The sequence below is a fragment of the Aeromicrobium sp. REDSEA-S32_B7 genome (assembly GCF_001626145.1).
GTDB lineage: Bacteria > Actinomycetota > Actinomycetes > Propionibacteriales > Nocardioidaceae > Aeromicrobium > Aeromicrobium erythreum.
On sequence record NZ_LUNF01000112.1, the window covers coordinates 1 to 13,294 of the forward strand.

Annotated in this window: 10 protein-coding genes and 1 pseudogene; 6 read left to right on the forward strand and 5 right to left on the reverse strand. The window is 72.6% G+C overall.

Annotated features, from left to right (window positions below):
• Positions 1-312: 312 nt before the first annotated feature.
• A complete protein-coding gene (gene purE / locus A6Q79_RS08080; protein ID WP_067855423.1) occupies positions 313-807 on the forward strand; it encodes a 5-(carboxyamino)imidazole ribonucleotide mutase in 495 nt (164 codons plus the stop codon).
• Positions 808-858: 51 nt separating this feature from the next.
• On the opposite strand, the gene A6Q79_RS08085 is transcribed toward purE, so the two are convergent.
• From A6Q79_RS08085 to A6Q79_RS08095, 3 genes are all read right to left on the reverse strand, one after another.
• A complete protein-coding gene (locus A6Q79_RS08085) occupies positions 859-2,376 on the reverse strand; it encodes a malate:quinone oxidoreductase (protein ID WP_286690759.1) in 1,518 nt (505 codons plus the stop codon).
• A 162-nt stretch (positions 2,377-2,538) separates the two neighbouring features.
• Complete coding sequence (locus tag A6Q79_RS08090; RefSeq protein ID WP_067861362.1) at positions 2,539-3,168, reverse strand: MSMEG_1061 family FMN-dependent PPOX-type flavoprotein; 630 nt, start codon at positions 3,166-3,168, stop codon at positions 2,539-2,541.
• A 51-nt stretch (positions 3,169-3,219) separates the two neighbouring features.
• A complete protein-coding gene (locus A6Q79_RS08095; RefSeq protein WP_067855430.1) occupies positions 3,220-3,810 on the reverse strand; it encodes a hypothetical protein in 591 nt (196 codons plus the stop codon).
• A gap of 131 nt (positions 3,811-3,941) precedes the next feature.
• Between A6Q79_RS08095 and A6Q79_RS08100 the strand changes: the two genes are divergently transcribed.
• On the forward strand, positions 3,942-5,093 hold the full coding sequence (locus tag A6Q79_RS08100; protein ID WP_067861363.1) for an acyl-CoA dehydrogenase family protein: 1,152 nt from the start codon (positions 3,942-3,944) through the stop codon (positions 5,091-5,093).
• 84 nt (positions 5,094-5,177) lie between these two features.
• Here A6Q79_RS08100 and A6Q79_RS08105 read toward each other — a convergent pair whose 3' ends face one another.
• Positions 5,178-7,598: a hypothetical protein gene (locus tag A6Q79_RS08105; protein WP_286690760.1), complete on the reverse strand. Its 2,421-nt coding sequence runs from the start codon at positions 7,596-7,598 to the stop codon at positions 5,178-5,180.
• A 208-nt stretch (positions 7,599-7,806) separates the two neighbouring features.
• Here A6Q79_RS08105 and A6Q79_RS08110 point away from each other — a divergent pair, with 208 nt between their 5' ends.
• Complete coding sequence (locus A6Q79_RS08110) at positions 7,807-8,358, forward strand: flavin reductase family protein (RefSeq protein ID WP_286690761.1); 552 nt, start codon at positions 7,807-7,809, stop codon at positions 8,356-8,358.
• A 25-nt stretch (positions 8,359-8,383) separates the two neighbouring features.
• On the opposite strand, the gene A6Q79_RS08115 is transcribed toward A6Q79_RS08110, so the two are convergent.
• Entirely contained in the window at positions 8,384-9,529 is a 1,146-nt protein-coding gene (locus A6Q79_RS08115; protein ID WP_286690762.1) for an LCP family protein, read from the reverse strand.
• Between the two features lie 187 nt (positions 9,530-9,716).
• Here A6Q79_RS08115 and A6Q79_RS08120 point away from each other — a divergent pair, with 187 nt between their 5' ends.
• From A6Q79_RS08120 to A6Q79_RS08130, 3 genes and pseudogenes are all read left to right on the forward strand, one after another.
• The gene (locus tag A6Q79_RS08120) at positions 9,717-11,216 is read left to right on the forward strand and encodes an LCP family protein (protein WP_067855439.1); all 1,500 of its coding nucleotides are present in this window, start codon (positions 9,717-9,719) and stop codon (positions 11,214-11,216) included.
• A gap of 650 nt (positions 11,217-11,866) precedes the next feature.
• Positions 11,867-12,367 (forward strand): annotated as a pseudogene (locus A6Q79_RS08125) (LCP family protein); the annotation flags it as partial.
• 359 nt (positions 12,368-12,726) lie between these two features.
• On the forward strand, positions 12,727-13,191 hold the full coding sequence (locus A6Q79_RS08130) for a nitronate monooxygenase (protein ID WP_317697649.1): 465 nt from the start codon (positions 12,727-12,729) through the stop codon (positions 13,189-13,191).
• Positions 13,192-13,294 lie beyond the last annotated feature (103 nt).

Genomic DNA, 13,294 nt, shown 5'->3' on the forward strand with positions numbered 1-13,294 from the left:
ACCAGACACAGCGAAGGCCGAGGCAGCGCACCAGCGAGCCCGGACTCCCTGCGGCAGCGCAGCAGCAGGTCCAGACCCCCTGCGGCAGCGCACCAGCAAGCCCGGACCCCCTGCGGCAGCGCACCAGCAGGTCCAGACCCCCTGCGGCAGCGCAGCAGCAAGTCCAGGCCCCCTGCGGCCGCGCAGCACCGAGCCCAGGCCCCCTGCGGCAGTGCAGCAGCAGGACGAGACCGACGGACCACGCACCGCCGGCCCCGTTCGGTGGAGAAGTCACCGCGTGGGGGGAGGAGGCCCGGCGGTAGGGTCGGCGCCATGAGCGCTCAGCCCCGCGTGGGCATCGTCATGGGGTCGGACTCGGACTGGCCGGTCATGGAGGCCGCAGCCCTCGCCTGCCAGGAGATGGGGATCGCCTACGAGGCCGACGTGGTCTCGGCGCACCGCATGCCCGACGAGATGCTGGCCTACGGGCGCGACGCCCACACCCGGGGCCTCGAGGTGATCGTGGCCGGTGCCGGCGGTGCCGCGCACCTGCCCGGCATGCTGGCCGCGGTCACGCCGCTGCCCGTCATCGGCGTCCCGGTGCCGTTGCGCTACCTCGACGGCATGGACTCGCTGCTGTCGATCGTCCAGATGCCCGCCGGCGTGCCCGTCGCGACCGTCTCGATCGGCAACGCCCGCAACGCGGGCCTGCTGGCCGCACGTATCCTCGCGGTCGGCGACCCCGAGCTCACGCAGCGCGTGCTCGACTTCCAGGACGCCCTCGCGGAGGCCGCGCGCGCCAAGGGTGCCGCCATCCGCGACCGCTGACCCGGCTCGTCCCCCCGTCTCGTCACGAGACGTGAGGACTGCCGGAGGAGCTCAGGCCTGGGCGAGGCCCAGCGAGCGGTCCGTCCAGGTCTTCAGGTCCGAGTAGAGCGTCGGGTTGTCGCCCAGCGACACCCCGTACGACGGCACGATCTCCTTGAGCTGCGGGCGCCAGCCGTCGATCTGGCCCGGGAAGCAGCGCTCGAGCACGTCGAGCATGGCCGCGACGGCGGTCGACGCGCCGGGCGAGGCACCCAGCAGACCCGCGATGGTGCCGTCGGAGGCGTTGACGACCGTCGTGCCGAACTCGAGCGAGCCGCCGAAGCGACCCTTCTTGCGGACCACCTGCACGCGCTGGCCGGCCGTGATCAGCTCCCAGTCGCCCTCCTCGGCGAGCGGGGCGAAGACCTGCAGGTCCTGGACCTTGCGACCGCGCGACTTCGCGAGCTCGAGCACCAGGTACTTGATGAGGCCCCACGACGTCACGCCGACGGCGGCCATGGGCATCAGGTTGTGCGGACGCACCGACAGCGGGAGGTCGGTGAAGGACCCCTCCTTCAGGAACTTGGGCGTCCAGCCGGCGTACGGGCCGAACAACAGCGAGCGCTGCCCGCCGATCACGCGCGTGTCGAGGTGCGGCACCGACATCGGCGGCGCGCCGACGGCGGCCATGCCGTAGACCTTCGCCTCGTGCTTGGCGGTGACCGTCTCGTCGAGGCAGCGGATGAACTCGCCGCTGACGGGGAAGCCAGCGAAGCCCTTGATCTCCTCGATGCCCGCCTTCTGCAGCAACTGGATCGCGCCACCGCCGGCGCCGACGAAGACGAACTTCGCCGAGATCCAGATCGTGCGGCCGCCGTCGAGGTCCTTGACCTTGACGCGCCACGTGCCGTCGGTGTCGCGCTTGAGGCCCTTGACCTGGTGGCGGTAGCGGATGTCCGCGCCCTGGCTCGACAGGTTCCCGAGCAGCTGCGCGGTGAGCGAGCCGAAGTCGACGTCGGTGCCGTGGTCGGTCCAGCTGACCGCGACGTCCTCGGACGGGTCGCGACCCTCGGCCATCAGCGGGAGGCGGCGGGCGAACTCATCGTGGTCGTGCACCCACTCCAGCCCCGCGAAGAGCGGGTGGCCGGCGAGTGCGTCGTAGCGCTTGCGCAGGTAGTCGACGTTCTCCGTGCCGCGCACGAAGCTGACGTGGGGGACGGGGTTGATGAACGACGACGGGTCCTTGAGCAGCCCGTTGTCGACCCCGTGGGCCCAGAACTGGCGCGAGAGCTGGAACTGCTCGTTGACCGTGATGGCCTTGGAGACGTCGACGCCGCCGTCGGCGGTCTTCGGCGTGTAGTTGAGCTCGCAGAGCGCGGAGTGGCCGGTGCCGGCGTTGTTCCACGGGCCGGAGCTCTCCAGGCCGGGCTGGTCCAGCCGCTCCAGCAGCGTCATCGACCAGTCGGGCTGCAGCGACTTCAGCAGCGAGCCGAGCGTGGCGCTCATGATCCCGGCGCCCACGAGGAGCACGTCGGTCGTGATGCGCTCGGGGGTGGCGGACGGGCGGGTGGCGGGGGTGGGCGAGTTCAACGCAAGGTCTCCTGGTGTCAGGGGCACCGACGTGGTCGACGTCTGCAGCGCCTTCCAGGGTCTCTCGTACCGGGGGTACGGGGCGAGTCGAAACGGTGTGACATGGTCGTGATCGGGTGTGATCTTCGTCGCTCCCGCGGTCCGCGTGGTGCGGCGGAGGTGTCAGTAGAGCTGCGCCTGGTAGCCGGGACCCTCGTAGTAGGCGCGGACCTCCTCGAGCGTCTGGTCCGAGCGCTCGAGCGCGTGCGCGATCTCCGAGCGCGACGGCACGGCGTCGGGGTGCCAGGTGTCCGGCTCCCAGAGGTGGGAGCGCAGGAACGCCTTCGAGCAGTGGAAGAACACCTGCTCGACGCTGACCTCGCAGACCAGCACCGGCCGGTGCCCGCGCACGACGAGGGCGTCGACGTAGGCCGGCGGGTCGTCGTCGGTGCGCAGCAGCCGGGCGGTGCCGTTGACGCGCAGCGTGTCGCCGCGTCCCGGCACGACCGACAGCAGCCCGACGTGCGGGTTCGCGAGCACGTTCACGTACCCGTCGGCCCGGCGGTTCCCAGGTCGCTCCGCGATCGCCAGGGTGTGCTTGTCGACGACGTGCACCAGCGACCCGGCGGGGTCGCCCTTGGGCGAGACGTCGCAGGTGCCGTCGGCGCCGGAGGTCGCGAGCAGGCAGAACGGCGACGCCTCCAGCCAGGCGACGTGCTCGGGGTGGAGCCGCTGGCGGTCCTTCGCGGCCGCGCGCGGCATCGGTGCGCCGAGAACGGCGCGCAGCTCGTCGACGTCGTGGATGCGTCCCATGCCGGCCACCCTAGGACGACCGGGGGCCGGTCCAGGAGCCGCTCGCGCGACTCAGTGGTCGCGGATGAAGGACGTGACGCGGGTGAGCGTGGGCGTGCGGGGCGCCGAGCCGAAGCCGAAGCGGACCGGCGGGTCGACGGGGGCGAGCGGGCCGAGGTCCTTGCCGTCCCAGGTGATCGTCGCGGCCTCGACGCGCCACGCGTCGGAGGCGGCGTACCACTCCGTCCGGCCCTGGCCCGCGGTGCCGTGGGTGCGCACGCCCGGCATGACCCGCCGGGCGATCGGGTCGCAGAGCCGGGCCCACGCCTCGAGCCGTCCGAGCGGCCCGGGCACGGCCTGCAGGAGCCAGCCGATGGGCGCGCGCACGCCCGGGGTCCAGTGCGCCTCCAGCGGACCGGCGAGGATGCCCCAGCCGTCGACGGCGACGGGCACGATCCGGACGTCGTCGAAGGTGTAGGTGGCCGAGACGAGGTCGGCGATCCGTTCGTCCGGCGCGAGCAGGACGCGGTGGCCGTCGGGCCGCTCGACCATCGCGTCGGCGAAGGCACCGTAGGGGCTGTGGTCCCAGATGCCCACGACGACGCGGGTGCCGCTCGCGGTGCCGAGGCCGGTGATGTGTCCGTCGAAGCGCTGGGTGGTCACGGCACCAGTGTGGGCGACCCCACCGGACCCGGCAGCCTGGGTCGTGGCACGCCGACGTACGATTAGTAGGTCGTCCAACTAAACATGAGCGTTGTCTCACCCAGGGATTCGGAGCCGTAGCCGTGACCGACATGTTCGTGCTGTCCGAGGAGCACCAGGCCATCCGCGAGGCCGTCCGCGCCGTCGCCGAGGCGAAGGTCGCGCCGTACGCCGCGCAGGTCGACGAGGAGGCCCGCTACCCGCGCGAGGCGCACGACGCGCTCGTCGCCGCGGACTTCCACGCCCCGCACGTGCCCGAGGAGTACGGGGGAGCCGGCGCCGACGCGCTCGCCACCGTCCTCGTCATCGAGGAGGTCGCGCGGGTCTGCGTCTCGAGCTCGCTGATCCCCGCCGTGAACAAGCTCGGCTCGCTGCCGGTCATCCTCGGCGGCGACGAGACCCTCAAGAAGAACTACCTGTCGCGGCTCGCGGCCGGTGAGGGCTTCAGCTACTGCCTGTCCGAGCCCGACGCGGGCTCCGACGCCGCCAACCAGAAGACCCGTGCCGTCCGCGACGGCGACCACTGGGTGCTCGACGGCACCAAGCGGTGGATCAGCAACGCCGGCGAGTCGGCGTTCTACACGGTCCTCGCGCAGGTCGACCCGGCTCAGCGCAGCAAGGGCATCACCGCCTTCGTCGTCGAGGCGACCGACGAGGGCGTCTCCTTCGGGGCGCCCGAGAAGAAGCTCGGCATCAAGGGATCGCCCACCCGCGAGGTCTACCTCGACGCCGTGCGCATCCCCGAGGACCGCATCATCGGCGACGTCGGCCAGGGCTTCGCGCTCGCGATGCAGACGCTCGACCACACCCGCATCACGATCGCCGCGCAGGCGGTCGGCGTCGCGCAGGGTGCGCTCGACTACGCGCTCGGGTACGTGCAGGAGCGCCAGCAGTTCGGCAAGCCGATCAGCGACTTCCAGGGCGTGCAGTTCATGCTCGCCGACATGGGCATGAAGGTCGAGGCCGCCCGTCAGCTCACGTACGCGGCGGCGGGCCGCTCCGAGCGCGGCGACGACGACCTGACCTTCTTCGGTGCCGCCGCCAAGGCGTTCGCGTCCGACACCGCCATGCAGGTGACCCTCGACGCCGTGCAGCTGCTCGGCGGCTACGGGTACACGCGCGACTACCCCGTCGAGCGGATGATGCGCGACGCGAAGATCACCCAGATCTACGAAGGCACCAACCAGGTCCAGCGGATCGTCATGGCCCGCCAGCTCCTCGCGGGCGTGCAGTCGACCCTCTGAACCGGGCTCCGTGGCCGGGCCGACGCCCGGGCCGGGACGTGCCAAGGGGGCGCCCACCGTGCGGTGGACGCCCCCTCGTCGCGTTCAGCGGCGGTAGGTGACCTTCACCGTCGCGTCGAACGTCCGGCGACCGGACGCGTCGGAGACGACGAGCCGGATCGCACGGCCCGGGTGGCTCGTGGTGCTCGACGGGAACCGGTAGGTCCCGACGTAGCGGCCGTTCGCCGCGACCGTGCCCCGCTCGACGACGCGGCCGAGGGCGAGCAGCCGGTAGGTCTGGCCGGGACGCAGGCCGTAGCCGCGCACCGCGACCTTCTGGCGTCCGACGACCGTCCGGTCGTCGACGGCGAGCCGCGCCCGCTCGGTCACGAGCGCCTGGCGGGTCGAGACGACGCTGACGTCCTTCTCGTACGCCGGTCCGCCGACCGTCGTCGTCGCGCACAGCGACCTGCCGAGGTCGGCGACCGTGACCCGGTAGCTCGAGCCGGTGGCCCCGTTGGCCACGCACGCGCCGCCGCGCACCCGGCCCCAGGCGACGGTGACGGTCGCGTCCTGCGGGGCCGTCGCCGGTCGCGCGACCTGCAGGAGCTCGCCCGGACGCGGCGCGCTCGAGCCGCCGGTGACCATCGGGGTGGTCAGGGCGCCGACGCGCTTCAGCACGACGGGGGTGCCGGCGGACGACGCGCGGTCGGTGGTGTGGCCCGTGCGGCTCGCGGTCGCGACCACGCACACGGACGACCCGCCGTCGGCGGCGGTCACGGTGTACTTCGTGCCGGTCGAGCCCGCCGCGCCCGTCGGCGTGCAGGTGGCGTTCGCGCCGGTGCCGGTCAGGCGACCCCACGCGAGGTCGACGCGGGTGCCCGCCGGGAGGCCCGTCGTGTCGGTGCGCGCCTCGAGGACGTCGTCGATCCGCGGTGCGCCGTTCGTGCGGGACGTGTTGACGACGGTCGGCGTCGGCGCGTCGAGGGAGGCCTCGACGGCCACCGACGTCGGCGCCGACGTCGCGGTGCCCGACGTGTAGCCGTCGGCGGACACGGTGGAGACCACGCACAGGCGCGCTCCGACCTCGTCGGCGGCGACGGTGTGCTGGGCGCCCGCGTCGCCCGCCGTCGTGCAGGTGGCCGACGCGCCCGTGCCCGACACGGTGCCCCAGCGGAACGAGGCCAGCGCCTCGGCGGGCAGGCCGTCGCGCGGCTGGGTGGCGGTCAGCACGTCGCCGAACGTCGGCGTCGTGTCGTCGATGGTCGGGGTCGCGGGGACGAGGGTGCCTCGGGCGACCGCTGCCGTCGGGTCCGAGGTGCGCGTGGCCGGCTCGTAGCCGGTCGAGCTGTAGGAGCCGCGCACGCAGAGCCGGCTGGCGAGGTCGGCGGCCCGCACGGTGTAGGTGGCGCCGGCGGAGCCGTCGTCGAGGAGGTTGCACTCGCCGGCGTCGTCGCGACCCCAGCGGTAGGTGACGCTCACGCCCGCGTCGTCCGTGCCGGGGCTCGCGGTGAGCTTCTGGCCGACCACCGGCGTCGTGTCGTCGATGGTCGGACGGACGGTGAACGTGCCGGCGACGACCGCCTCGGTGGGCGCCGACGTGTGCGACTCCGGGTCGTGACCCGGTGCGCTCAGCGAGGAGACGACGCACAGGCGACGACCCAGCTCGGCGCGCACGACCCGGTGGGTGGGCGACGCGGCGCCCGCGACCGTGCAGGTGGCGTCGTCGGCGACGGTGCCCCAGCGGTAGGTGGTCGACAGGCCGTCGGGACGGGGTGCCGCGCCGAAGCCGTCGGAGGCCGTCAGCAGCTGCCCGACGGCCGGCGTCGTGTCGTCGATCGTCGGCGCCGGGGCGCCGATGACCCTCTGGGGGACCCGACGGGGCTCGGTCGAGGCGGTCTGGTCCGCGTAGCCGGAGCGCGTCGCGGTGACGGTCAGCACCAGCTCCTGGCCGGCCGCGTCGGCGGTCGGCGTGAACGTGGGCCCGGTACCGGCCTGGCGGCCGTCGAGGAACCAGGCGTAGCTGCGCCTCGTCGTCCCGTTCAGGTCGGTGTCGGGGCTGACGGAGCCCGTCGCGGTCAGCTCGACTCCCTGCGCGGGCTGCGCGGGGGAGTAGTCGACACTCAGGGAGGAGAAGCCGCGCTGCACCGGGCCGTAGCACTGGCCGGCGACCGGAGACCCGGCGACGTCCCAGCTGAGGGCGTAGTAGGCGCCCACGTCGGACGTGAACAGCGCGTCCTGCGGCACCGTCACGGTCGTCGCGTCGGCGGCGGCGCGGCGCTCGCCGCCGCCCGAGCAGGTGCTCGAGCTGAAGCGGAACACCCCGCGGTACACGGGCGCGTCACCGGCGGGCGCCGGCGCGGCCGACGGGTCGACCGTCAGCGTCCGGCCGGTGGCGAGGTCGCCGACGAGCTGGCCGGTGGCCTGTGGTGCAGGGGCGGCGGTCGCTGGTGCAGCCAGGGCGAGGAGACCTGGCAGGACCAGGGCGGCGAGGGCCGCGGTCGGCCGTCGGAGGTGCAGGGGCATGGTGGTCCTCTACGGGGTGAAGGTGCGCGGAACTTGTTCAACGAGCCCGCGGACCCTCCGGCGGTGGACGCGCCGAAGATCATCCCGAAGGACTAGGTCGCGTGGCCCCTTCCGGCCAGGGTCGCCGGGCAGCCGACGACATCGCGCGGGAGTGGATGGGGCGTCCTCGATTGACCTCGAGTGCGCTCGAGGTCCTATCGTCGAGAGCGTGGACACGCGAGACGCAGCACGACGCCCCGACGCCGCCGACGGCCGCACGGTGACCAGCAGCACCGACGGCGACGGCCGGGCGGAGCTGCTGAAGGCCGCGTTCCGACGGCACGCGACCGGCGTGGCCGTCGTGACGGCACTCGGACCGGACGGTCCCGTCGGGCTCACGGCCTCGAGCGTGGCCTCCGTGTCCGCCCACCCGCCGGCCCTCTCGTTCTCGGTGCTCACCAGCAGCCGGACCGCCCAGGTGGTCGCCGCCGCCGACGTGATCGACGTGCACCTGCTGCCCGCCGACCTGGTCGACGTCGCCGACGCCTACGGGCGGTCGGCAGGGGAGCGCTTTACCCCGGCGCAGGGCTGGGTGGTCGACGAGGACGGGACGACGCTGCCGGGGGCCGTCGCGTCGCTGCGCTGCGTCCCGATCACGACCGTCCCGGTGGGGGAGGCCGTGGTCGTCGTCGCCGAGGTGCGCGACGTGCGCCTCGGGCCCGTCGGGGAGCCGCTCGTCTACCACGACCGCACCTACCGCACGGTGGGCCGAGAGGTCTGAGCCGCGCTCGACCCCGGCGCCGTCGTCAGCTCTTCGGGGGCAGCCCGTCGGGCGTGCAGAGCCTGCCGATGCTGCCCGTGCGATCGGCGGCGATCAGGTCGAAGAGCTGCTTGCTGCGCTCGGGGTCCCAGCGCACCGAGAAGTCCGCGAGCGGCACCGTGCAGCTCTGGCCGCCGTCGCCCATCGCCGAGCGCAGCCCGAGGGCGAACTTGAGCAACGCGTACGGGCCGGTTCCCTCGCCGATCTGCACGGCCGACGCGGCGCCGGTGTTCACGCCCCAGTAGCGGACCGGGTTGATGACCGTCCACGGCGACGCGGCCTTGCTGGCGATGCCGGCGATGACCTCGCGCTGGCTCTGTACCCGCTGGATGTCCTGCGTCGCGTAGCTGTGCCGGTTGCGGGAGTACGCGAGGGCGGTCCGCCCGTCGGCCTCCTGGCAGCCCGCCTTCACGTCCAACCCGGAGTCGCGGTCCTTGATCGCCTCCTTCGGGCAGATCTCGACACCGCCGAGGGCGTCCACGACCTTGACCAGGCCGCCGAACCCGATCTCGACGTAGTCGTCGACCCGGATGCCGGTGTTCTGCTCGACCGTCTGCGTCAGCAGGGCCGGCCCGCCGTAGGCGTAGGCGGCGTTGATCTTCGTGGTGCCGTAGCCCGGCACCTGCACCATCGAGTCGCGCGGGATGGAGACGAGCGTCGACGGTCCGGCCCCCGTGTGCAGCAGCATGATCGTGTCGGTGCGACCCCGTCCGCCGCCGTCGCCGCCCGTCGCGAGCTCGCGCTGCTCCTGGGCGCTCAGGCCGGCGCGACTGTCGGAGCCCACCAGCAGGAACGTCGTGCCGGGCTGCTCGCCGGGTCGGTCGCCCTCGGGCTCGAAGGGCACCTTCGTCGACGTCGAGTACGCGTACAGCGGCGTGCCCACGAGGAAGACGAGCCACGCCACCAGCAGCAGGAGCACCCATCGCGCCTTGCCGCGCCGTCGCCCGCCGCCCGAGCGGTCACGTCCGCGCTCGGTCCGTCCGCCGCCCGGCGGCGGCAGGTTGGGCGGCGGCAGGTCGTCGCCCCGGCGTCGCGACGCCGCGGGCTGCTGCCGCGTGGGTGCGGGCTCCCCGCGGCCGCCGTCGGAACCGTAGAGCCAGTCGTAACGGTCCTCCGGACGCTCCTGTGCCATGGCACAGAACCTAGCCGAGCGGGGACCGCGCACGACGTGTTCACGCCGATCCTCAGCCGAAAAGCAGGTGCGGCTCGGGAAACGCAGATCGCTCGGCGCGCCCTCGACTCGAGGTCGAGACTTTGTGTGACCATCGTCGGGACCTGCTCGCCCTGCTCTTCCCCCTGGCAGCGACCCCGAGGACGACATGCACGACGACCGCCCGACCTCATCCCGTACCTCGACGACCCGGACCGCGTCCGAGCGCATCCAGCTGCGCCGGGCGCTGACGCTCACGCTGATGACGCTCGTCGTGCCCGGCTCGGCCCAGGTGGCGGCCGGGAACAAGCGACTCGGTCGGGTGGCGCTGCGCGTGTGGATCGCCTGCCTCGTCGCCGGCGCGGTGCTTCTCCTCCTCGCGCTCTTCGCGCGCACCAGCCTCATGGGGCTCATGACCGACGCCCGCCTGCTGACCCTGCTGCGCTTCCTGCTGCTCGCCGGCGCCGTCTTCTGGGCGGTGCTCATCGTGGACGCCTGGCGGCTCGGCCAGCCGCTGCGGCTCGCGCGTCGCCACCGCCCGTGGGTCGCGGGCCTCAACGGCGCGCTCTGCCTGGTCACGGCCGGGGCGCTCGTGTTCGCGGCGCACCTCGTCAGCGTGAGCACCGGCGTGATCGACACCGTCTTCGCCGCCACCACCACGTCGAAGCCGGCCGACGGCCGCTACAACGTGCTGCTCATGGGCTCGGACTCTGGCGCCGACCGCACCGGCATGCGTCCGGACTCGCTCAACGTGGCCAGCATCGACGCCAAGACCGGCCGGACCGTGATCATCGGGCTGCCCCGCAACCTCGAGGACGTCCCGTTCCCGTCGGACTCCTTCATGAAGAAGGAGTTCCCGAAGACCTTCGACTGCGAGGGCTGCTACCTCAACGCCGTCAACACCTGGGCCGAGGACCACGCGCAGGAGCTCGGCGTGAAGAAGGTCGGCGAGCGCACGCCCGGCATCCAGGCGACGATCGACGCCGTCGAGGAGATCACCGGGCTGCGGCTCAACTACTACGCCCTGGTCAACATGGCCGGCTTCGCCAAGCTCGTCGACGCCGTCGGCGGGGTCACGGTCGACGTCCAGGAGCGCACGCCGATGTTCGGCCACGACGACGCCTGGAAGCAGCAGTACGTGGAGGCCGGACGCCGCAAGCTCAACGGCGAGCAGGCGCTCTGGTACGCCCGCAGCCGCGTGCTGAACAACGACTTCTCCCGCATGGGACGCCAGAAGTGCGTCATGACCGCCATGCTGCGCGAGCTCAGCCCGCGCAAGGTGCTCATGAACGTCGAGAAGATCGCCGACTCCAGCAAGACGCTGCTCGACACCGACATCCCGGCACGCGACCTCAACGTGTTCATGGAGCTCGCGCTGAAGGCGAAGTCGCAGCCGGTCTCCTCGGTCTCGCTCGTGCCGCCGGTGATCTACACCGGCAACCCCGACTACGACAAGGTCCGCACGCTCATCAGCCGGGCCATCGCCACCTCCGAGGGACACGGCGGACGCCCGGCGACCGACGGCATCCTCGCCGCGTCGCTCACGACCCTGACGCCGCAGGCGCCCGCCGCGAGCTCCACCGCGACCTCGGCCGGGACCGGGACCGGCGCCCCGGCCAAGGACCCGACGCGGGCGAACCAGACCGACGACGTCGACGCGACCTGCTGAGCCGACGTGCTGATCGGTAGGGCTTGGACCCGTGGGGGATCATGGGTCTTCGCCAGGACCCCCAGCCGCGAGGAACCATGACCCGTCGTCGAGCGAAGGTGCTCAGCACGAGCACCGACGAGCTTCCCCCCAGGGCCCGGTTCCGTCGAGCACTGCGCCTGTGCCTGCTGTCCGCCGTCGCGCCCGGCTCCGCGCAGCTCGCCGTCGGCAACCGGTGGGTGGGACGGGTCGCGCTCGGTCTCTACGCGCTCGGGCTCGTCGCCCTCGGATGGCTCGCACTGTCCTACCGCGACGACCGGGCGGGCCTGATCGGTCTGGTCACCGACCCCGACGTCCTCCAGGTGTTCCGCTTCGGCGTCGCCGCGGTGGCGGTCGCGTGGACGGCTCTCTTCGTCGACGCCTGGCGCCTGGCGCGACCGTTGCAGCTGACCCGGGCGCGGGCGGCGGTCGTGCTCGTGGTCAACACGGCCCTCGTGGCCGGGGTGCTCGGCGTCGCGCTCTACGCGTCGCAGGTCAGCAACGCCGGCCGGCAGGCCGTGCAGGAGGTGTTCACCGCCACGACGACGAGCCCGCCGTTGCAAGGTCGCTACAACATCCTGCTGATCGGCTCGGACTCCGGGAAGGGCCGCACGGGCATCCGTCCGGACTCGATGACGGTCGTCAGCATCGACGCCTCGACCGGCAGCACCGTCCTGGTGTCCCTGCCGCGCAACCTGGAGGACGTGCCCTTCCGCGAAGGCTCGCCCATGCGTCAGCTCTACCCGTACGGCTACAACTGCGGCTCGGAGTGCCTGCTCAACGCGGTGCACACCGAGGCCGAGGGCCGCACCGACCTCTACCCGGGCGCCAAGGACCCGGGTCTGGAGGCGACGATCGACGCCGTCGAGGGCGTGACCGACCTGCCGATCAACTACTACGTCATGATCAACCTGCGCGGCTTCAGCTCCCTCGTCGACGCCGTCGGCGGGGTCGAGATCGACGTCAGGACGCGGCTGGCGATGTTCGGCCACGACGACCTCGACCAGCAGCGCTACATCGAGCCGGGGCTGCAACGTCTCGACGGCAACGAGGCGCTCTGGTACGCGCGCAGCCGGGTCCAGTCCGACGACTTCACGCGCATGGGCCGTCAGAAGTGCCTCATGAGCGCCATGCTCGACCAGCTCAGCCCGCAGAAGGTGCTGCTCAACGCCACCGACCTCGCGAAGTCGGGTGCGCAGCTCATCTCCACGAACATGCCGTCGGAGGAGCTGGGCGAGTTCGCCGACCTCGCGCTCAAGGCACGGTCGACCAAGATCCGCACGGTCTCGCTCGTGCCGCCGCTGATCTCGGTCGTCGACCCCGACTACGCCCAGATCCACGGGCTGATCAAGAACGCGATCCGGGCCAGCGAGCGCTCGGTCGGCGCCTCGCCCAGCCCCAGCCCCAGTTCCAGCGCCGACGCCACGACGCCGACGCCGGGCGCGAGCCCGACGACACCCGCGCCCACGACGCCGTCGGTCCCGACGTCCCGGTGCTCGGCGCCGGTGGCATCGGCTCCGGTCGCCAGGTCGCCGCGTCCCTGGCCCTCGGCGCCCAGGGCGTGTGGACCGGGTCGATCTGGCTCGGCACCGAGGAGTACCGCAACCTCTCGGCCAACCACTCCGCGTGGGAGACGGCCTTCACCCGCGCCACGTCGGCCGACACCGTGCGCACCCGCGTCTACACCGGCAAGCCGGCCCGCCTGCTCAAGACCAAGTGGACCGAGGCCTGGGCGGAGGAGGGCGCCCCGCAGCCGCTGCCGATGCCGCTGCAGAACCTCCTCGTCGCCGAGGCGCACAACCGGATCGTCGCCTCCAACGACCCCGACGTGATCTCGATGCCCGTCGGGCAGATCGTGGGTCGGATGAACGAGGTGCGCCCGGTCGCCGACGTCATGGCCAGCCTCGTCAGCGAGTTCGAGGAGGCCGTCGCCGCCCTGAACAAGGTCAACGGCTGAGGCTTCCCAGTCACTGGTCGAGGCCCCGAGCGAGCGCTCGGGGCCTTAGCCTTGCCGGTGTGACGGACGCAACTCGCTCAGGTGGGGCATGGCGCCGCCTGGC